The sequence below is a fragment of the Streptomyces sp. SD15 genome, assembly GCF_054462255.1.
This window is the reverse complement of record NZ_JBTLMO010000091.1, coordinates 1-20,007: the sequence shown is the minus strand read 5'-3', so window position 1 is coordinate 20,007 and position 20,007 is coordinate 1. Positions and strand designations below refer to the sequence as shown.

Sequence of the window (20,007 nt, the reverse complement as noted above, 5' to 3'; positions counted from 1 at the left end):
CCCGGCTCTTTCGAGCGGGCGCACCCTGGGATCGCCGCCCCGCCGGACGCTGAACCGGTCACCGCAGGAGAACCACGATGCCGGTGGCGGGGACCGCGCGCATTTCAAGCACGCGGCGGGTATCAGGTAAAACGCATCCCGCAGCGTCCCGAAGGCAATCGCCGCACCGTTGGAGACCCTGGATGCCCGGCGTCGCCGGCACCGTCCCGGACACCGGCCGGCAAACCCGCACACTCACCATGCACGACGGCGGACGGCTCGTCGAGCGGCTGCTCGACGAGGGGAAGTGGTTCCACCACTACCGCTTCGATGACCCCGGCCCGATTCCGGTGGCCGACTTCACCGCCTTGATCGCCGTCGTCGAGGACGGACCGGACCAGTCGACGATCGAGTGGACGGCGTCCTTCGAGCCTGTCCCCGGCGTCCCCGCCGACGAGGCCGCGGCCGCAGTGGGCGGCTTCTACCAGGCGTGCCTGGACCGCATCACTGCCTTGCTCGGCACCTGACCATACGGCGGAACAGCCCACGCGGACCGGTACCGGTCACTCACCGCCGGAGTCGGCTCACATCCCCTGGGCGGAGGCGTGGCGCTGGTCGTAGGAGACGCGGGCCGCGTGCACGCGCGCGGCCCGCTTCTCGGTCCAGGAACACAGGGCCCGGGTCTCCTCGGCGATCTCACTGCCGAGGTCGGTCAGCCCGTACAGCACCAAAGGCGGCGAAACCTCGGGGTCGACGCTGCGCAGGACCAGGCCGTCGCGTTCCAGTGTCCGCAGGGTCTGCGACAGCATCTTGCGGCTGATCCCGCCCAGGGACCGCTGCAGTTCCGAGTAACGCTGGGCACCACGCTCACGCAGGCTCGCCAGCATCAGCAGGGCCCACTTGTCGGCCAGGTTCACAAAGACATCACGACTGGGACAGGCCGCATCGAGGATGTCCATCGGCCGGTCCGGGGCGATGGTCACTGACCGCTCCTGCTCTACCATGACCATATTCTATACCAGGAAACCAAGAGTCCTCATAAACTCTTTCGGAGTCATGGTCTCCAGCGGGCCTTGCCGAGTGGAAGCTCATGGCCCTCGGGCGGCCGATAGGCCCTGAGGAGGCCCGTCGGCCAGTACTCGCCTCGATGCGGTCCATGCCTGCGGTGCGAAGACGGCCGCAACCTGCGGTGGAAGGCGACCCGGGTGGCGGCCTGCCCGCTCGGAGCCCATGCCGCTGCGGGCGGCACGGGCCAGTTCGCCGGGCCGAGGGCCGCGTGGCCGCCACCGTCGGGATGCGGCCGGGCGCTTTCACCTCCACGCGCATCGGCTCGCCAAGCCGGTCGTTCTGACGTCGGAGCAGACCGCCCATCCACGAAGGCCAGAATCTCCGCTATTTCACCTATTCGGATAGGTTTGTCTATATCTTTCCTTGCCGGATTGCAGGTGGGAGACGATGTCGGGCGAGAGCAGACGGGCCCAGCACACGCAGGCGGCGGAAGGCGCCCCCTGCGGCGCCCCGGCGGAGGCTCTTCACTCCCCCTTGCCGCCCGCACACAGCGCGGATTTGAACGCTTACGACATGCTACGGCTCGGGCTGAACCGCGCGGTGGCAGAGGCTCAGGCCGTGGGCGGCATGGTGCACCTCGGACCGCTTGGGAGCAGCGGCCTGTACTTGGCGGTGGGGAGCGACTTCGAGGGACCGGCGACGCAGCGCTGGGAAGAGGTCGACCGCCGCTCGCCTGAAGCTCCCGCCTACGCGGTGCGCACGAACGCCCCGGCATGGACGGCGCCGACGAGCCCCGAATTCGCCGCGTCCTTGTCCGGCGTGCCCGCAGGAGCCGGACTGCTCTCGGTTCCTGTACCGGCCTCGGGCGAGCCCCTCGGCGCGCTGTCCGTCTTCACCCGTATGCCGGAGGAGCCGGCACTGCACCAGCATCTGACAGCCGTGGCAGGCTGGATCGCCGACTGTCTGCGCGGCAGTCCGGAACCTCCTCAACCCGAGGATGCGGGGCGCCCGGCTGACTGCGACACCGCGGAACTCCCCGTCGGATTCTGGGGCTGGGATTTCGGTACCGGCACGGTGATCTGGGATGATGCCGCGCTCGGCATCCTGGGGATCGACTCGAAGGGGTTCGACGGGCGGATCCGTACCTGGCGGCGGCTGGTCCACCCGCAGGATCTGCCGCAGGTGCTGGCCCGGGCCGACGAGGCCATCCGCGCCCGCACGCCTTACCAGGCGGAATTTCGGGTCCGCCAGCCGGATACCGGCATGCGCCGGGTGGAGGTCCGGGGCCAGACGTCGAGTGCCGACGACGGCTCCGGCCCTCGCCTGGCCGGGATCGTGCGTGACATCACCTCGGGCCACCTGGCCAAGGAATCGGCGGAGCGAGCCAAGTGGCTCATGCACGGCGGATTCCTGGCCGTCGACCGCACCTGGCGGATCATCTTTGCCAATCCGGACGCCGAGCGCCTCCTTGCCCCGTCGCGGCAGTTGCTCGGGCAGGTGCTGTGGGATGCGGTTCCGGCGGTGCGCTCGCCCGGCATGGAGGAAGCCGGCAGGCAGGCAGCGGCCGAGGGCAGACCGACCGAGCTGGACATACGCTCGGACACCGGCCGACGGCTGCATGTGCGACTGGCCCCGTTGCCGGACGGCCTGACCCTGTGCATCACCGACATCAGCAGCACCCGGGGCCGGCAAGCCGAGGAGGCCGCCGCCGAGGGCGCTGCCGAGGGCGCTGCCGAGGGCGCTGCCGTCGAGCGCACCATGCGAATCGTGGAGCTGACCCGAGCCCTTGCCGGTGCGGTCACCGGACATGACGTGGCCGATGTCATGGCCACCCACATGGTGCCCCTGTTCGGCGCCAAAGGCGTCGGCGTCTGGGCTCACGAAAACGGCCGAGCGTTTCTGATGGGCAGTGCCGGCCAATCCAAGGAGAGCCTCCGCCGGTTCGAAGGCGCCCGCATCGCAGAGCTTCCGGCGTCTGCCCAGACCTTCGTCGAGGGCACTTTGGACTTCATCTCCTCCGCGGAGGAGTTCATCAGCCGCTACCCGGCGCTTGCCGACCTGCCCGCTGCGAGCGGGGCCCAGGCGTGGGCGATCCTGCCGCTGATCGCCTCCGGGCGGACCGTGGGCGCTGCCTGTGTCAGCTATGACCGTCCGCACGCCTTCAGCAACGAGGAACGCACCCTGTTCACAGCGATGAGTGGCATGGTCGCCCAGGCCATGGAGCGCGCCCGGCTGTATGACGCCGAGCACCGCCGGGCCCAGGAATTCCAGCGCGGTCTGCTCCCGCGGTGCCTGCCCGCCCTGCCCGCTGTGACCACCGCCGCCCGCTACCAGCCCACCGGCGACGGCACGGACGTCGGCGGCGATTGGTACGACGTCATCCCGCTGTCAGCCGAGCAGGTTGCCCTGGTCATCGGAGACGTCATGGGTCATGGCCTGTCCGAGGCTGTCACCATGGGCCGCCTGCGCACCGCGGTCCGTACCCTTGCCGATCTCGAGCAGCCCCTGGACGAGCTCTTCTTCCACCTCAACGAAGTCGTCAGCGGCCTCGGGGACGACTTCTACGCCACCTGCCTGTGCATCGTCTACGACCCGGCCGGCCGAATGTGTCAGGCCATCACCGCCGGCCATCCTCCGCCCGTGATCCTCCGGCCCGACGGAACCAGCTACTTCCCCGACCTGCCCGTCAACTCCCCGCTCGGTGCCGCCACCCCGCCCTTCGACACAGCCGAGTTCAGCCTGCCCGACGGCGCAATCCTCGCGCTCTACACCGACGGCCTCGTCGAATCCGGCGGACTGGACATCGCCGAAGGCATGGGCCGCCTCGCCCGCCACCTTCACCCCGCCCACCCTCAGGTGACGGAGACCCTCGACGACCTGTGCGACCGCCTGATCACCACCCTGCTGCCCGACCGGCGCAGCCGCGATGACAGCGCACTGCTCGTCGCCCGCACCCACGCGCTGGCTCCCGAGGACATCTCCTGCCGGCAGCTGCAAGACGACCCCACAGCCGCCGGCCAGGCCCGCGCGCACGTCCGAGCCCAGCTCGCCGCCTGGAACCTGGACGAGCTGATCATGACCACCGAACTCGCCGCCAGCGAGCTCGTCGGCAATGTCGTCCGCCACGCAAGAGGACCGATCACCCTGCGGCTGCTGCGCGGCCGAACCCTCACTTGCGAAGTCGCAGACGCCAGCCCCGCGATGCCCAGAATCCGTCGAGCGGCCGACACCGACGAGAACGGCCGCGGGCTCCAGCTGATCGCCGCTGTGACCAGCCGGTGGGGCGCCCGCTACACAGGGTCCGGCAAGTGCATCTGGACCGAGCAGCCCCTGCCCACCGACCCGCTTGGTGAGCGAGTCTCGTACGAGTCCGTATGAGGCGGGTTCCCCATCCCGATGCAAGACGTCGACCAGCCTGCGTGCCCGCCAGACATGCCGCTCCCAGCAACCTGCGCGCTTGCCGGATCAGCGGCGTGCATTGACGCGGTGCTGCGCGAGAAGCCCAAGGGCTGCGACGACGAGGATGACGACACCGTAGCCGAGGACGGTGCCCAGCAGACCGACCGGAGCGATCAGGAGTCCTGCGATGATCGCCGGCACTCCGAAGCTCAGGTAGGCCACCAGGTAGATGGATGCGAAGAGCCCTGCCCTCTGGTGGGGCTGTACGAGCGGGGCGATGGTCCGGATGGCGCCGGAGAACGAGGCGCCGAAGCCCACGCCGCCGATGATGCCTCCCACCCACAGCAGGGAGAGCGTTCCGGCGGCGACACCGGCCGCGATCACTGCGGTTCCCAGCAGCACACCCGCACCGCCGACGAAGACGGTGCGGCGTGCTGTCAGACGGCCGAGGAACAGGCCGGCCACGGCAGCTGCCGCGGGCTCGACGAAAGCCGTGGCACCGTTCAGGAGACCACTGTGCAGGCCCAGCAGGTCCCGGATGATGGTGGGCACGAGCCCCATGAACAGGCCGGCCAGCATCCATGCGGCCATGTGAACGGGAATACTCGCCACGAACTCACGACGTGCGGCCTGGGGGACGGAGACGCGGGGAATCAGGGCGCGTGCCGCCCCGGGACGCGTGGAGACGGTCTCCGCCGAGAACGTGGCGACACCTGTGCCGACGACCATGATGACTGCAAGGGCCGTGAACACGATCAGAGTCGCGTGGCTGCTGAACTGGACCGCTGCGCCGGTCAGCAGGGCTCCCAAGCCGAGCCCGCCCGCCGGAGCGATGCTGGTGATGATGGTGCCCAGTTTCTTGTGGCGTTCCGGAGCATGTTCCACGACCGAGGCGGAGAAGGCGCTCGTGGCTGCGCCGGTGGCGATGCCCTGGATGGTGCGGGCTGCGATGACCCAGCCGATGTCCGGAGCGAAGACGAACATGAGCATCGCCCCGAACTCCACCACGAGCGACCCGACCAGGACGGGCCGGCGTCCGATGTGGTCGGACAGCGATCCGGCGACCAGCAGAGCCGCCAGCAGGCCGAGCGCGTAGGCAGCGAAGGCAACCGTCAGCACCCAGGCGGGGAAGTGCCACTGCTGCTCGAAGACGACCAGCAGCGGCGTGGGCGCGCCTGCGGCCAGATAGAGCGCTGCGAAGACGGCAGCCGACCCGGCGAACGCCGCGGAGGAAGGGAGCAGCCTGCGGGACCGGCCGGGGTCAGAGGCCGCGAGGCCAGGGCTGAGGTCATGGCCTGATTCGGTGAGGGACACCTCAGAGCCTCCTAAGGCAAAACTTTGTGCGTTAGTGTCACCGTATACCTGAAGGAGGATTAATGCCAAGCGGTGTGCGTTACAGTAGGGTGCATGGTTGCAGAATCGTCCCCGCGGCGGCGCACCGGCGGCCGCAGCGCCCTGGTGCTGACATCGATCAGGAAGGCCGTCGAGGAACTGATCGCCGAACGGGGCAGCGACGCCGTCACCATCCCCATGGTCGCGGAGCGTGCGGGAGTGAATCACTCGAGCATCTACCGACGGTGGGGCGACGCGCGGACCATGATCAATGACCTGGCGACCTACCGGCTCGACCCGGACCGCGGCCTTCCCGACACCGGAGACCTGCGTGCCGATCTGACCGCATGGGCACAGGAGATGCTCAGCCACTACAGCGTCTCGGTGAACGCCGCCCTCTTGCGAGGCGGGGCCGCCGCAGCCGGTGAGAGCGAGTCGGACTGCCTGCGCGACCGGCGGGCAGAAGCAGCCAGCTTCGCCTCCCGGCCCGGCAGCACCTTCAGCGGCGACGAGGTCATCGACCGGCTGGTGGCCCCCATCATCTACAGGGTCATCTTCCTGCCCTGGACGCTGTCCGAGGTGGATCCGCGCACGTACGTCGACGAACTCTGCAACCGCTCCGCCTGATCCCCCACCTCTCGGAAACGGGGGTACCGGTCGCAGTCTTCGCCGTGCCCGGGTCGAACTCGTCCGAGAGCTCGGCCCCAACGCCATCCCGGGCGCAGCCCTCGGGCTCGTGGTGGCATCTCGTCACGTCGATCCACCCAGTGATGACGCGCCTTTCGTATGCGCCGGCCGGCCGCTTGATGTGCCGTAGCCATGCCCCTCGACGCGCGCAGCTCCGGGTGATGCGCGACGCGGCCCAGGGGGGTGGCTGCGGAGAGGGAAAGGAACAGGGCCCGCCGCTGAGGCGGGGTGCCGGTCAGACGGCCTGGCCGAGGGCAATGTCGTTCTTCCCGTCGGGCACCGCTCAGCCCCGCCGGGGAGCACGTGCCAGGTTGGCGATGAACGGCTGCCCGTGGGCGACGTCGGCGCGGGGGGACTCGTGTCGTGGTCAGGCAACAGAGATCTCGGTGAGATCGATGGTGACGAGGACCGGCTCGGGCAGGACCCGCGCATCCTCCTGAATGGGCAGGACGTACCGGTGAGTCGGGAAGGCCAGTCCCGATACTGTTGCGTGCTTCTCGCACAGATGTGCAGCCGGCGCGCCGCCGAGCACCTCGGCAGCGTAGTCATGGCGTCGCAGCAGGCCCGCAGCGTTGTAGTAGAAGATCTGCTCTCTGGCGTGTGTTGCGAGAGCGTCGGGGAAGGTCGCCCGCAGTCGTCGCCAGTTTTCGCCGGCTTCCTGCCAGGGCTCCAGTTCCTCCACTACAACGCCGGGGCGCGTCAGCAGGTAGGGGGCCGTGAGGTAGTTCCACATGGCGTAGCCCGCGAAGTACAGCACGTGGAGCTCGTCCCAGGGGGTGTCCGGGCCGTGGCCGGCGAAGGCTTCGCGTGGGGAGGTCCGCTCGGCCACGACCTCGCCCTCCCGCCTCTCGATCGCGACTCGGCCGGGCGTGAACACGCCGCGCAGTCCCGGGCCGGTGAAGCCCTCGAAGACCACGCGCTGCTGCTGCACGTCAACGGTCATGTCTGCCGTGGCGAGGATTCCCTGCCGGCCGCGGAGGGTCCACAGGAGTCCACCTATGGACCCCTTGGCGTGGATGGTTCTTGCTTCTTGCCACCGCCGGAGGCCGCCATGGGCCTCAAGAACAAGATCCAATAGGCTCGTCATGGGTAGGTCTCCGTGGTGAGTGACGCTGCCTGTGTGCCGATCTTCCTGCGGCGTTCGCCTGTGGCGCGCATGCGGCGCGCATGCGGCGCGCATGCGGCGCGCATGCGGCGCGCATGCGGCGCGCATGCGGCGGAAGCCGCCGCGAGAAGCGGCGTGGACGCCGTACCCCGCCGGCATCAGGTTGGCGCGCCGTGAGGTCGGCGGGGTCTGGCCGGGGTCGGTGCCGGGTCTTCGCGTCGGGCGCCGCCGCGGAGTGCGTACCCGAGCCGTCGCGTCGCCGGGTCAGGCCTGCCGGTCGGCCAAGCCGGCCTGCGGGTTGGTGAACATGGGGTTGCCTGCCACGGTGTCCTCCGCGGCCACCTCATCCTGCAGGACGTCCCAGTGCTCCACCACCAGGCCGTCTTCGAAGCGGAAGATGTCGATCCCGAGGAGAGGCTTGTCGGACCCGCCGGAGTACCGGCCGTGGACCATGACCAGGTCTCCCTCGGCGATGATCGCTCCCGGCTCGTAGCGGGTGGCGTCGGGCAGGCCGGCGATGAATCCGCGCAGCCCGGCCTTGGCCGGCGGGATGAACGGGTTGTGCTGTACGTAGTCCGGGTGCAGGTATCGGTCCAGCGCGGCGAAATCCTTGGAGCTGAACGCGGTCGTCAGGATCTCGAGGATGACGGCCTTGTTCCGCTCCGTCTGAGTCTGGTGCATCGGAGTCCTCCACTAGGTTTGTTGACCGATTGGACCACTATGAAACACGATGTGGTCCAATCGGTCAACAAAACGCCTGTGCGGATCTCAGTCGCAAGACGGTCTCAGGCGCCTCCGGAAAAGCCAAGATCCACATGAGGTCAGGAAGCGGCCGACGCACTCGTGAGTGCACTCGCACACGCACTCCGCAGGCGGCACGCGGAGCGGTCCACCCGGCGCCCGGCATCCCAGGAAACTCCGACTGAATCGATCAGACCTCCCAGCATCGCAATGGGGCTGGCGCTATCAAGCTCCGTGATGCATCCGAGTACCGGCCTGCTCGCCGATCCATGACTCAGCGAAGCGTGTCCATGTCGATGCTTCTCCAGCCCCATGGGCAAGGCCCAGGCCGTGGGGGCCGTGGGGGAAGACGTGCACCGTGTGGGGCACATTGTCGGCGGCCAACGCCGCAGCGAGGCGATAGGTGTGCTCAGGCGGAACGTAAGAATCCTCCGCCGTGTGCCAGAGGAAGAACGGAGGAGACGACGGAGTCACCAGCGCGTCGAGCGAGGTCGAACGACGCAACTCCGGCGACGCGTCCTCACCCAGCAGAATGAGCTGCGAAGGGCGGTACGTCTCGGTCTCCATCGACGTGATCGCGTAGCCGAGAACAGCGAACTGAACCGATGTCCGCTCGTCAGCGTTCGGAGCGAGGGCCGCCAGGCCCGCGAGGTGCCCACCGGCCGAGAAGCCCACGACCCCGATCGTGTCGGCCCCCTTGTCCCGTAGGCGCCGGATCTCGGTCTGAAGTGCCGCGAGCGGCGCTGGATGCCGCGTGTTGAGCGGATACCGGAAAACGCTCGCCACCAAGCCCAATCCTTCGAGCCAATCGACGATCGGCTGGGCCTCGTGCTCGGCGTGCACCTCGTAGCCGCCTCCTGGCAACACGATCACATGCACAGACATCTCATCGTCCTCTTTCATCGACCGGGCGAACCGCTCGGTCACACGGGCCGAGTGAGCTTATCCACGGCTCGCATGAAGCCGTCACAGTGACACGGTCGCACCCTGAGGCAGCGGTGGCGCGGGACCTCAGTCTTTGCCGAGGAGTGCACCACGTTGGTGGTGCGGTGCTTCCTGCGCAGCCGCAGTCCAGCAAGACCGATGGCTTGCATGAGGCGGGCAACGCGCTGGTGATTGATCCGCTCACCGTCCTCGCGGAGCTCGGCGGTGACCCTCGGGACCCCGTAGGTGCCGTCCGAGGTGCGGTGGATCGTGCGTATCCGCGCGGCGAGCTTCGCGTCGGCTGCCCGGCGAGCCGCCCTGGCGGCCGTGGTCTTGCGCCAGTAGGAGAAGCTCGAGCGGGCAACGCCGAGGATGATGCACAGCCGCTTCACGCCGAAGCGGCGCTGGTGGTCGGCGACGAACTGGAAGCGGTTCACCAGCGCGTCTCCCCGGCGAAATACTTCGCCGCCTTCCGCAGGATCTCGCGTTCCTCCTCCAGCTCTCGGACCTTCTTGCGCAGGGCCGCGTTCTCCGCCTCCAGGAGCGTGGGCGGCTCCGCGGGTACCTCCGCCCGGCGTCCCCGGGGCCGGTTTGCCCCGGCCGCCCGTACCCAGTTCCGCAGCGTTTCCGGGTTGACACCCAGATCAGCGGCGACCTGCCTGACCGTCGCTCCAGAGCGCGACTGGTACAGCGCGACCGCGTCCGCCTTGAACTCCGGCGGGTAGTGCTTCCTGACCACGAGATGTCCGTTCTCAGATCCTCAAGAGGCCCCTGTTCCGGCAGCGGACCGGCTTGCCCTGGCGGGATCTGCCGTCCCGCTTCGGGAAGTGGAAGACGGTTCACGACCGTCATCCCAGATGGTCAGCGGACGGAACATGGCACAGGATTCTGCGAGCGATCCAGGCCGATGCCGATGCTGAGGGCCGGATCGACTGGAGCATGGTCAGCGTGGACTCCACCTCCTGCCGTGCTCATCAGCATGCAGCAGGCGCTCGCTCGTGCCCACCAAGAATCCCGGGACGACGCAGCAGGCCGATTCGGCACCGCTCGGACGAGGCCCTGGCCCGTTCACGGGGTGGACTGACCTGCAAGGTCCACCTCGCTGGTGAGGGCGGGCGCCGCCCACTAGCCTTCGTCATCACACCGGGTCAGTGGGGCGACGCCCCGCAGCTGATCCCCGTGCTGGAACAGATCCGAGTTTCTCGGCCTGGCGGCGGACGCCCACGCACTCGGCCCGACCACGTTGGTGGCGACAAAGCCTATTCGTCCCGCAGCATTCGCCTTTACCTGCGACGACGCCAGATCAAGCACACCATCCCGGAGCCGAGGGACCAGCGGGCCGACCGCCGGCGCCGAGGTAGCAAGGGCGGCCGCCCAACCAACTTCGACACGGCGATCTACCGTCGCCGCAACGAAGTCGAGCGGACGATCAATGCCCTCAAAGGCTTCCGGGCCGTGGCCACCCGCTTCGACAAACGGTCGTACGTCTTCCATGGCACCGTAACCGTTGCCGCCATACGCCTTTGGCTCCGCTCGTGATTGCCCGACAACCCTTCACGGGCACGCGATCACCTGAGTTGCTTACCTATGCGCATCAGCAGGTGACCCCGGCGGTACCGTTCCTGCTCGCGCGGCTCACGCAGCATCCGGCCGACTTCGACGAACCCAGCTTCGCCGGCCAGCCCCGCGAGATCGTCGATCGGCCACCGGTAGGAATCACCACTTTGTGGTCAAACGCCGTAACCGGCTCACCCTCCGACTCGAAGAACGCGAGCAAGAGGTGGCCGTCAGACGCGAGTACCCGCCGGAACTCGGCGAAGTACGAGGGCACGTCCTGCGGAGTCGAGCGCATGGCCCACGCCGATCGAGCGCAGCTGTCCTTCGTCCTGCTGCGGCTGGCCGAAGACATCGTCTTCCCCGCCACGGCCGTGGCCGACGATGCCGACCCGTGCGGGGACTCCTTCGCCCTGGACGAGGTCGGGTGCGTCCTGCTGTCCGCGCTGCAGGGCTGGGGAACCGACGAAATGCGGCTCCCGAGGTGATGGAATGCGGCGCGCCGCACGTCTGCGGTCGCGGGGCGAGCCTTAGCGACCGTTCTTCGTTTCCGAGCGCCACCGGCGGCCGAGGAAGATGACGGCAGAACCGGCGGCCACCGACACAGCGGCTATGCCGCCGAGGGCGATCGCCTGCGTGGTCGGCCGCCCGGCGCCGGTCTTCGCGAGGGTCGGGCCGGAAGGATCGGTGGCGGTCGTCGCCGTGGTGGCGCTGGCCTTGGCTGCCTGTTCGATCAGGCGGGCGACCGCGCCCGGCTGGGAGACCGAGACGGCGTGGGACGCATTGACCTCGACGGTGTGTGCGCGGGCGCGCTGGGCCATGAAGCGCTGCCCGGCAGGGGGGATGTTGCGGTCCTCGGTGGTGATCAGAGTCCAGGAGGGGATGGTCTTCCAGGCGGCACTGGTGGCCTTCTCCTCCAGGGCCGAGGCGGCCACGGGACGCTGGGTGGCGGCCATCAGGTCGGTGACTGACCTGGACACGTCGGCGGCGAACTGGTCGTGGAACTTGTCGGCCTTGATGTACTGGTCGGTACCGGTGCCACCGCCGGGAAGGGGAAAGGGCACGTTGTTGAGGGTGGGGCCGAGAGTGCTCCCGGGGAACTTGTTGGACAGCTCCAGGGAGCTTTCCCCCGCCGCGGGGGCGAAGGCGGCGATGTAGACCAGCGCCTTGACCTGGGCGTCACCGACGGCAGCTTCGCTGATCACGGCGCCACCATAGGAGTGACCGACGAGCACGACCGGTCCGTGCACGCTCTTCAGCACGCTGTGGATGTACTCGGCGTCACTGGCCAGCCCGCGCAGCGGGTTGGCGGGAGCGATGACCGGATACCCCGCCTGCTGCAGGCGCTTGACCACCCCGTTCCAGCTGGAACCGTCGGCGAAGGCGCCGTGCACCAGCACGATGGTGGGCTTCACGCCGCCTGCGCCACCATCCGCTGAAGCCGGTGCCGCCAAGACCGCGCACAGGGCAGCGACGGCGAATCCAGCCGCCGCCCCGTGGAGGCGCCGTGTGTGGCGTCGTATGCCATGGACAGCACTCATTCTGTTCTCACCTTCCGTCAGGCCCTACGGCAATCAGCTTCACGCGTCCGGGGCGCCGAGCCAGCTCATCCAGTGCAATCGGGTGAAATCGGTACGGCAGTCGGTGTAACCGCTTCTGCGAGAGGCGTGGCGGGCGTTCGAATCACACAAGCGGAGCAATGCGTGTGTGGCCTGCCGCTGTTCTGTGTTGTCACTCTGGTGGGTGTTGCCTGGCACAGCAGAGACGCGGCCCGGACGAGGCTTTCCACCCTGCCGGTGAACCGTGTGCGCTTGACGGGTCGTCGCGGATCAAGCCTCGCTCGGCCCTCTGTTCGGCGACCGCGCGCTGCTCGTGTTCATGAGCGACCTCGGGCGTGCGGCGCTGGGAACCCGTAATGACCACCGGGACGGCGGCACCGATGTACCGCGGTCCACCGGGAAACTCCACACTTGTTCGCGGGATGCCCACGCCGCGGAGGCCGCGTTTCAGCAGGTCAGCGAATTCCGTCGGTTGGCCGGACTGGCAGCGCGAGTGCAGCCCCAGCGCAATCCCGGGTATCGCCCGCAGCATCGTCCGGTTCGTCGTCAACGTCATCCCGAGGAGGGCGAGGACACCGCCACCACGCTGGAGACGATGCGGGACAAGCACCTGGCACGGACCCGTGCGGCGTGTCCCGTGGCCGTTAAGCGCACCATCGGCCGGTCGCTACGCACCGGTGCGCATCCCAGATCCGCGCACCCGACTGCTACGAGAAAGTGGCTTCACCGTCTGCTCCCGGTCCCGGCATGATTTCCACCGTGCATGAGAACAGGTGTGAGGTTCGGTGATGCTTCATCGGGATGCTCGGCTTTGCATGTCACCAGCGGGACGGTCATTTCTGCTGTTCAACGGACATGGAGCGGGTTGATCACGGTGACAGCATTCCGAACCTTGTAGTGACATGAATCCGTATCCGCCGGTGTCGCCTTCGCCGAACCTCCTCCTGTTCAGTGCTCAGGTCCGGGTGGGAAAAGGTGGAATGTGCTGGGCCCTGGCTGCGCTTCGCCCTCGGGCCTCGTGCGAGGGCGATGACGACGGCCTGCCGGTGACGCTCACCTTTCGGCTCGTTTGCCGCACCCTCGACGAGACACTCCCCCTCGACATCCTGGCCACCCACTACCCAGACGCCCGCGGCGAGATCATCCTCGTGGAGCACCATGTCGGCCGCTTCGGACACCGTGCGGGGATCACGCCGCTTCCGCTTCCGTCGTGCCGGGGACCGCTCCCCGGGCGCGCAGCACGGCGATCTCGGCGGGGCCGAATCCCAGTTCGGCAAGGATCTCGTCGTTGTGTTCGCCCAGGTCAGGCGCCCGCTTCGCCGGCACCTTCGGCACCCCTCGTAGGTTGACCGGGCTGCTGACGGTGTACTCCAGCCCGCTGACTCCTTCCAGGGGAACGACGATGTCGTTCACGCGCAGCTGCGGGTCCTGCGCGGCCTCCTCCGGTGTCTGAATGAGGCTGTAGGTGATGCGTTCCCGGTCCAGGGCGTCCTTCCAGTGGGCGAAGGGCCGCGAGCGGAACTCGGCGTCCAGCAGCTCGCTCACCGCGGCGGCGTTCTTGACCAAGCCCTCGAAGTCCGCGAATCGGGGATCCTCGCCCAGTTCGGGGCGCCCGATGGCCCGCGCCAGTGCCGGCCAGTTCAGGGGTGAGGTCGCCAGCATGAACCACCGGTCGTCCGCGGTCCGGTAGGGGTTGCTCAGCGCGTTCACCGGCGCATTGCGGTCGTGCAGCTCGAACGGTGTGCCGCCGGCGAGCGCGCCGGCCACGAGTGTTCCCGTGGCCCAGACACCCGTGGCGAGCAGCGACGTCCCGACATTGGCGCCTTGTCCCGTCCGTTCGCGGTGGTACAGGGCGGTCGCGATCGCCGCGTAGATGGCGATCGCCGTCGTGTAGTCGCCGCTGCCCCAGACCGGCACCGTCGGCGGGGCTCCCGCGTCGCGGGTGGAGGCGAGCAGCCCGCTGCGCGACCAGAAGGCGGTCAGGTCGAAGCCCGGCAGCCGGGCGTCGGGGCCGACGTCCCCGAAGCCGGTGAGGTCGGCGTAGATGACTCTCGGGTTCCAGCTCGAGACCTCGTCGTAGCCGAGGTGCAGCTTCTCGCGCGTGCCGTGCGGGAAGTTGGTGATCACCACGTCGGCCCACTCGACGAGGCGCTTGAGGACCTCGGTGGCCGCCGGGGACTTCAGGTCGATCACCATGCCGCGCTTGTTGCGGTTGGTGAGGTGCCAGCCGTAGTTGGCCTGCGCTCGGGGGCTGGGCGGTACGGAGCTCAGCCGCCGCTGGGGATCGCCCTTCCCCGGCGGTTCGATCTTGACGACGTCCGCTCCGAAGTCGGAGAGCACGGTGGCTGCGGCCGGTCCCGCGATGTAGCTCGACGCGTCGAGGACCTTCAGGCCGGTGAAGACGGATTCGGTGGTCATATGCGTCACCCCACGAAGGCGCTGTGGCCGGTGATGGACTTGCCGACGATGAGGGTCTGCATCTGGTGGGTGCCCTCGTAGGAGTAGAGCGCTTCGGCGTCGGCGAAGAACCGAGCGATGTCGTAGTCGAGAAGGATGCCGTTGCCGCCGAAGATCTCGCGGCTCCAGGCGACGGATTCCCGCATCCGGGCCGCGACGAACTCCTTGGCCAGCGCGGAGTGCTGATCGCGGAAGATGCCCTGGTCCTGCAGCCGGGCGAGCTGTACCAGCATGCCCCAGGAGGCCGTGATGTTGCCCAGGCTCTTCACCAGCAGATCCTGCACCATCTGGAACTTGGCGATCGGACGGCCGAAGGCGATGCGCTGCTTGGCGTAGTCGAGGGCGAGTTCGTAGGCGCCGATCATGACGCCCAGGGCCTGCCAGGCCACTCCGCTGCGCGTCTGGCGCAGGACCTCGGCGACGTCCCGGAAGCCCTTCATGTTCTGCAGCCGGTTCGCCTCCGGTACGCGGACGTCGGTCAGGGTGATCTCGGCGTTCTGCACGATCCGCAGCGCGATCTTGCCCTCGATCTTCACCGGCTTGAAGCCGGGGGTGCCCTTCTCGACGACGAAGCTCTTGACCTTGTTGTCGTCGACGTCCCGCGCGAACACCACGACGTAGTCGGCGAAGGTGGCGTTGCCGATCCACTTCTTGGCGCCGTTGAGGACCCAGGTGTCGCCCTCGCGCTTGGCGGTGGTGCGCATGCCGCCGGAAACATCGGAGCCGCCGAGCGGCTCGGTCAGGGCGAACGCGCCGATCTTGTCCATCGTGGCCATGGCGGGCAGGAACCTGTCGCGCTGTTCCTGGTCGCCGCCGTAGTAGATGGAGTAGAAGCCGAGCCCGTTGTGGACGCCGAAGAAGGTGGCGCACGAGGCGTCGACGCGGCCCAGCTCCATGGCGAGCATGCCGCTGAGGAGGTGGCTGATCGCCGGCTGGTGCTCGCCGTAGCCCTCGTAGGCAAGGGCGATCAGTCCGCTGCCGCGGAACTTCTCGATCAGCTCCTGGGGCAACTCGCCCTTCCCCCAAGCATCGTTGACCAGCGGCTTGACCTCGTCACGCATAAAGGTGCGGGCCTTGAGCAGTATCTTGCGCTCCTCATCCGAAAGCAGCGCCTCGTAGAGGTAGAAGTCGGCGGCCAGCTGGTCGTCCAGCTGCGTGAGGGGGGCGGGGGCGGTGGTGGTCATCTCAGTTCTCCTTCTGGTGCTGGTTGGGGCGGTTGTCTTCCAGGGCGGACAGGACGGCGAGCTGCCTGCGGTCGCGGGCTTCGGCGAGGTCGGTGTACGGCGTGGAGGCGTATGCCTTCTCCACCGCCTGGATGACTCGCTCCTGGTCCTCGGGGTCCTGCGAGGGCTCACCGAGGGTCATCTGCTGCATGGACTTGCCGATGTGCTCGGTGATGTGGCGGTAGCCGCCGGGCCCGCCGCCCAGGTGCCCGCCGAGGAACGGACCGACCGTCGCCCAGCGGATGCCGAGCGAGTGGGTCACGACGGTGTCCAGGTCCTCGGGGGTCACGACGCCCTGCTGGACGAGGTAGACGGCCTGCCGGTTGAGCGCGTTCTGGAGCCGGTTGCCGACGAACCCGGGGATCTCCTGGCGTTCGACGACGGGGGTGCGGCCGACGGCGGTGTAGAAGTCGACGGCCGCCTGCACGGCTTCCTCGGTGGTGCGTTCGCCGGGCACGACCTCGACGAGCGGCAGCAGGTGCGGCGGGTTGAAGGGGTGTCCGATGAGGACGCGGCCGGCGTCTTCGAGTTCCGCGGTGAACGCGGTCGCCGGGATCGCCGACGACGAGCTCAGCAGCAGTGCGTGTCCGGGGGTCTCCCGGACCAGCTGGGCGAACAGCTCCTTCTTGAACTCGACGCGCTCGGGGCCGTTTTCCTGGACGATGTCCGCGTCCCGGACGGCTTCGGTGATGTCGGCCGCGAGGTCGACGCGGTCGGCGAGGCCGTCGGTGTCCAGGCCCTGGGCGGCCAGGTGCGGGGCGAACGCGGCGAGCGCCTCGGCGAGCGCCTCCTTCAGGTCGGGGCGGGGATCGCTGACATGGACGGTCAGGCCGTGTGCTGCGAACAGTGCCGTCCAAGACAGTCCGATGGTGCCCGCGCCGATCACGGCGGCGGTATGGAACGGGTGCGTCATTGCGTGCCTGCCTTGAGGTAGTCGAAAACCGGCTTGACCGGGGCGAGGGTCAGATCGGTGAGGATGTGGCTGGCGGAGACGATCTCCAGGACGGGCAGGTCGGCCAGCGGGGCGAGGACGTGCTGGAACAGCTGCAGCCGAGCCGGACCGGAGTAGGCGGCCTTGACCACGACGTCGGTGATCTCGGTGCGGACCAGCTCCAGGACGCGCGGGGCGCCGTCGTAGCCCGGGATGGCCTTGAGCATGAAGGTCGGCACGGTGATCTGTGCTTCGGCCTCGCGCAGGTCGAGCGGGTAATGCTTGTAGCCCATGGTCGCGGTGGCGACCCGCAGCGTGCCGTAGTCGAGGGTGCCGACCAGCACGTCCTGGTCGACGTACAGCTTCGGTGCGCCGATGACCTTCGGGTAGGCACTGGCCTCGCGTCCGGCCGCTGTCGCCGGGAAGTTGTCGAGGTACATCGCGTGCAGGTACTCGCCCCGCTCGCCGTCGAAGCTGACCTGGATCGCCTGGCCGCCCTCGGTGTAGGGGCCGTACCCGGTGACGTCGTTCATCTTCATGATCTCGAACCGGACCAGCGGCTCCTCGATCCGCAGGGGCTCGGGGACGACAGCGCGCAGCGCGTCCGGGTCGGTGCGGTAGACGATGTTGAGGTACTCGCGGTCGGTGAACCACGGGACCACGGCTGCAAAGGCCGGGCGGGTCAACGGGGTGGTCGTACGGCGTCGTACGTCTTCGATCCTCATGTCACTTCCCCGTCCACTGGGGGGCGCGGCGCTCGGCGAAGGCGGTCATGCCCTCGTGTGCGTCGGCCGAGGCCATCAGCTCGTCCATCACCGTGCGCTGCGCGGCGAAGGCGTCGGGCTCGGGCTCCCCGTCCGCGGCCCGTACCACCGTCTTCACGGCGGCCAGCGCGAGCGGAGCGTTCGCCGCGAGCTGCTCGGCACGCAGGAGGGACTCGTTCACGGCTTGACCGGTGGGGACGACCCGGTTGGCCAGGCCCAGCTCGCCGGCCCGTCGGCCGCTCACCGGCTCGCCGGTCAGCAGGAACTCCATCGCGAGGTGGTAGGGGATGCGCTTGGGCAGGCGGATCACTCCGCCGCCGGCGGCGATCAGGCCCCGCTTGACCTCCGGCAGACCGAAGTGCGCGTCCTCCGCGGCGACGATCAGGTCGCAGGCCAGGGCCAGTTCGAAACCGCCCCCCATGGCCCAGCCCTCGACGGCGGCGATCAGCGGCTTCGTCCGCTCGATCTCGGTCACGCCGCCGAATCCGCGTCCCGGGATGTTCGGGGACTCGCCGCGCAGGGCGGCCTTGAGGTCCATGCCGGCGCTGAAGGTGCCGTCGGCGCCGGTCAGCACGCCGGCCCGGAGCCCGGGGTCGGCCTCCAGTTCGTCCAGGGCCTTCGCCAGGAGGGCGGCGACCGCGGCGTTGACGGAGTTGCGTGCTTGTGGGCGATCGATCGTGATCAGCAGGGTGGTGCCCACCTGGTGGGTGCGCACGTCAGTGGTGCTCATGCCTTGCTTCTCTCAGTGGAGTACAGGAAATCGGGGTTCAGTGGCCGGACGGCTCGGTGAGGACATCCAGGCGAGGCCGTCCTTCGTGCTGCGCGCCGGTGCCCCCCTCGACATCGGCGGCGCTGCCAAGCCCGTGGGTCCCTCCGCCGCCTGGAACGTGTGCCCCGCCAGATGCTCGAGCAGGTTGAACGCCGGCAGCGTGTCGGTCATCGGGACCTCGATGTGCTGGCCCTGCCCGGTGCTGCAGCGGTGCAGCAGGGCGGCGAGCACGTAGACGATGGTCGGTGAGGAGACCTTGTTCGCGATGACGGCCGACAGGCAGACCGGCGTTCCCAGCGCGCGTAGGCCCGGGGAGAGGAGGAGGGCGAGCGCGAAAACGATGCTGGAGTGCCCCAAGGAGAACCAGAAGCCCACCGACAGTGGCCGTTGGCCCTCGTGCATCAGCTTGCGCGTGGTGTTGTCGATGGCCGCGATGTGGTCGGCGTCGAAGGCGTGCCTCATGCCCAGGCTTTACGCCGTCACGCCGATCCCGATGCCGAACGTCTGGGTGCCGGCCCTCGGGTGGAAGCCCCGGGGGGATGTCCTCGCCGGCGAGTGAGTGGCAAACGTGCAGGACGAAGACTGTCCCGCGCTCGCCGCGGAAGACGGTCGGTGATGTCCAGCCGAGGGGCTTGGCGGGCGACGGGGAGTCCAGGTGGTGGGACATGTTCGCATTCGCATTCTTGCGTGACTGATCCGGATGGCATGCGAGGGCGGCGATTTCTGAAATCCGGGTTCCGCCTTCGCCAGGGTTCTTCGTCCCTGTGTGAGCTCCGGCCCTGTTGCATGTCATCCTCGCGAAAGCGCGCCGCTGATTCTGTCGGGTGGCCTCCAAACACCACTGGCCGAAATCCCGAGCCAGCGCATGGTGTCCCCTCAAGTGACGATGTGCGGTTAACCCCACGGACGTACCCGCAGACCAGCTCGGCCGCACCGCCGCCAGCCACCCGTTCGCTTAGAAGCTGTTGTCTGCTGGAGGGCGAACTGGCCGTCGCCGAACCGAAGAAGCTCCGCTACCGGCTGCTGCACGCTGCCGCCCGCATCACCCGCGGCGGCCGTCGCCTTCACCTGCGCATCTTGGCGCAACCTGGCCCTGGCGATACGAGCTGACCAGCGCTTTCCCCCCTCACCGCCCTGTCACGGCCGGCCGCCACCTCTAAACCACGGCACCGCCCCTGCCCACCCACGACCCGAGGAACCTCCAAGAACCCGGCCCGCGCGTCAGGCCTCAGCCATGCCCACCCGGCCACGATCAATCAGGACCACCGCTTCACCGCGATCAGACCAGCTCAGCCACCCGAAGCGAAACAAGGAGACTAGGGCCTGTCCGGCGGATCAGGCCGGAGGAAAGCAACGGCGCCGCATCAACGCAGGCGAGCGGGGTCTGGTGCGTCCAACTGCAAGGCGGAGGAGGGCGTCGACGCGATGGGGGTCCCCCCGCTCGAGCGAAGCCGAGAGTGGGGGAGTCGGCAACCGACGACAACGCCGGAGGGGGTACTGAGGGGCCCTGCGCTTCTCGGACAGCGGTGTTGAGGGTTCTGCCTATGCCGCTGTCTGCAACTCCTCGTACTCGGC

At 68.5% G+C, this 20,007-nt stretch carries 18 protein-coding genes and 3 pseudogenes; 6 read left to right on the top strand and 15 right to left on the bottom strand.

All coding sequences use genetic code 11. The features are described from left to right. The first annotated feature begins 77 nt into the window (after positions 1-77). Positions 78-506 carry an SRPBCC family protein gene (locus ACX28W_RS42245; RefSeq protein ID WP_459005433.1) on the top strand — a complete coding sequence of 143 codons (429 nt, stop codon included), beginning with the start codon at positions 78-80 and terminating at the stop codon, positions 504-506. 57 nt (positions 507-563) lie between these two features. On the opposite strand, the gene ACX28W_RS42240 is transcribed toward ACX28W_RS42245, so the two are convergent. After that, entirely contained in the window at positions 564-983 is a 420-nt protein-coding gene (locus tag ACX28W_RS42240) for a winged helix-turn-helix transcriptional regulator (protein WP_459005432.1), read from the bottom strand. A 577-nt stretch (positions 984-1,560) separates the two neighbouring features. Between ACX28W_RS42240 and ACX28W_RS42235 the strand changes: the two genes are divergently transcribed. Beyond that, entirely contained in the window at positions 1,561-4,365 is a 2,805-nt protein-coding gene (locus tag ACX28W_RS42235) for a SpoIIE family protein phosphatase (protein WP_459005431.1), read from the top strand. An 87-nt stretch (positions 4,366-4,452) separates the two neighbouring features. Here the strand turns inward: ACX28W_RS42235 and ACX28W_RS42230 are convergent, their stop codons facing one another. Next, entirely contained in the window at positions 4,453-5,700 is a 1,248-nt protein-coding gene (locus ACX28W_RS42230; protein ID WP_459005430.1) for an MFS transporter, read from the bottom strand. Positions 5,701-5,793: 93 nt separating this feature from the next. Here ACX28W_RS42230 and ACX28W_RS42225 point away from each other — a divergent pair, with 93 nt between their 5' ends. Then, positions 5,794-6,345 carry a TetR/AcrR family transcriptional regulator gene (locus ACX28W_RS42225; RefSeq protein ID WP_459005429.1) on the top strand — a complete coding sequence of 184 codons (552 nt, stop codon included), beginning with the start codon at positions 5,794-5,796 and terminating at the stop codon, positions 6,343-6,345. Between the two features lie 427 nt (positions 6,346-6,772). Here the strand turns inward: ACX28W_RS42225 and ACX28W_RS42220 are convergent, their stop codons facing one another. From ACX28W_RS42220 to ACX28W_RS42200, 5 genes are all read right to left on the bottom strand, one after another. Then, positions 6,773-7,348, bottom strand: a complete 576-nt coding sequence (locus ACX28W_RS42220) for a hypothetical protein (protein ID WP_459005428.1) — start codon at positions 7,346-7,348, stop codon at positions 6,773-6,775. Positions 7,349-7,774: 426 nt separating this feature from the next. Beyond that, positions 7,775-8,191 carry a nuclear transport factor 2 family protein gene (locus tag ACX28W_RS42215; RefSeq protein WP_459005427.1) on the bottom strand — a complete coding sequence of 139 codons (417 nt, stop codon included), beginning with the start codon at positions 8,189-8,191 and terminating at the stop codon, positions 7,775-7,777. A 285-nt stretch (positions 8,192-8,476) separates the two neighbouring features. Beyond that, positions 8,477-9,178 (bottom strand): alpha/beta hydrolase, encoded by a 702-nt coding sequence (locus tag ACX28W_RS42210; protein WP_459005426.1) that lies wholly within the window; start codon positions 9,176-9,178, stop codon positions 8,477-8,479. Continuing rightward, a complete protein-coding gene (locus ACX28W_RS42205) occupies positions 9,175-9,612 on the bottom strand; it encodes an IS3 family transposase (RefSeq protein WP_459005425.1) in 438 nt (145 codons plus the stop codon). The genes ACX28W_RS42210 and ACX28W_RS42205 overlap by 4 nt, the downstream gene beginning before the upstream one ends. Further along, positions 9,609-9,914: a transposase gene (locus tag ACX28W_RS42200; protein WP_459005424.1), complete on the bottom strand. Its 306-nt coding sequence runs from the start codon at positions 9,912-9,914 to the stop codon at positions 9,609-9,611. Before ACX28W_RS42200 ends, ACX28W_RS42205 begins: the two co-directional genes overlap by 4 nt. A gap of 17 nt (positions 9,915-9,931) precedes the next feature. Here ACX28W_RS42200 and ACX28W_RS42195 point away from each other — a divergent pair, with 17 nt between their 5' ends. Further along, positions 9,932-10,714: an IS5 family transposase gene (locus ACX28W_RS42195; protein WP_459005434.1), complete on the top strand. Its 783-nt coding sequence runs from the start codon at positions 9,932-9,934 to the stop codon at positions 10,712-10,714. A 29-nt stretch (positions 10,715-10,743) separates the two neighbouring features. On the opposite strand, the pseudogene ACX28W_RS42190 reads toward ACX28W_RS42195, so the two are convergent. Then, positions 10,744-11,027, bottom strand: a pseudogene (locus ACX28W_RS42190) (SAM-dependent methyltransferase); the annotation flags it as partial. Here ACX28W_RS42190 and ACX28W_RS42185 point away from each other — a divergent pair. Beyond that, positions 11,026-11,217 (top strand): hypothetical protein, encoded by a 192-nt coding sequence (locus tag ACX28W_RS42185; protein ID WP_459005423.1) that lies wholly within the window; start codon positions 11,026-11,028, stop codon positions 11,215-11,217. The pseudogene ACX28W_RS42190 and the gene ACX28W_RS42185 overlap by 2 nt on opposite strands. A 42-nt stretch (positions 11,218-11,259) precedes the next feature. On the opposite strand, the gene ACX28W_RS42180 is transcribed toward ACX28W_RS42185, so the two are convergent. The 7 genes and pseudogenes from ACX28W_RS42180 to ACX28W_RS42150 form a co-directional block, all read right to left on the bottom strand. Next, positions 11,260-12,144 (bottom strand): alpha/beta fold hydrolase, encoded by an 885-nt coding sequence (locus ACX28W_RS42180; protein WP_459005422.1) that lies wholly within the window; start codon positions 12,142-12,144, stop codon positions 11,260-11,262. Between the two features lie 1,332 nt (positions 12,145-13,476). Next, positions 13,477-14,706, bottom strand: a complete 1,230-nt coding sequence (locus tag ACX28W_RS42175; protein WP_459005421.1) for a CaiB/BaiF CoA transferase family protein — start codon at positions 14,704-14,706, stop codon at positions 13,477-13,479. Between the two features lie 5 nt (positions 14,707-14,711). Further along, on the bottom strand, positions 14,712-15,929 hold the full coding sequence (locus tag ACX28W_RS42170; RefSeq protein WP_459005420.1) for an acyl-CoA dehydrogenase family protein: 1,218 nt from the start codon (positions 15,927-15,929) through the stop codon (positions 14,712-14,714). 1 nt (position 15,930) lies between these two features. Further along, a complete protein-coding gene (locus ACX28W_RS42165; RefSeq protein ID WP_459005419.1) occupies positions 15,931-16,881 on the bottom strand; it encodes a 3-hydroxyacyl-CoA dehydrogenase NAD-binding domain-containing protein in 951 nt (316 codons plus the stop codon). Then, a complete protein-coding gene (locus ACX28W_RS42160; RefSeq protein WP_459005418.1) occupies positions 16,878-17,624 on the bottom strand; it encodes an acetoacetate decarboxylase in 747 nt (248 codons plus the stop codon). Before ACX28W_RS42160 ends, ACX28W_RS42165 begins: the two co-directional genes overlap by 4 nt. A gap of 1 nt (position 17,625) precedes the next feature. Continuing rightward, positions 17,626-18,393, bottom strand: coding sequence for a crotonase/enoyl-CoA hydratase family protein (locus ACX28W_RS42155; protein ID WP_459005417.1), 768 nt, complete (start codon positions 18,391-18,393; stop codon positions 17,626-17,628). A gap of 255 nt (positions 18,394-18,648) precedes the next feature. Then, positions 18,649-18,957, bottom strand: a pseudogene (locus tag ACX28W_RS42150) (HoxN/HupN/NixA family nickel/cobalt transporter); the annotation flags it as partial. A 444-nt stretch (positions 18,958-19,401) separates the two neighbouring features. Between ACX28W_RS42150 and ACX28W_RS42145 the strand changes: the two are divergent. After that, positions 19,402-19,578 (top strand): annotated as a pseudogene (locus tag ACX28W_RS42145) (IS1380 family transposase); the annotation flags it as partial. Positions 19,579-20,007: the final 429 nt, after the last annotated feature.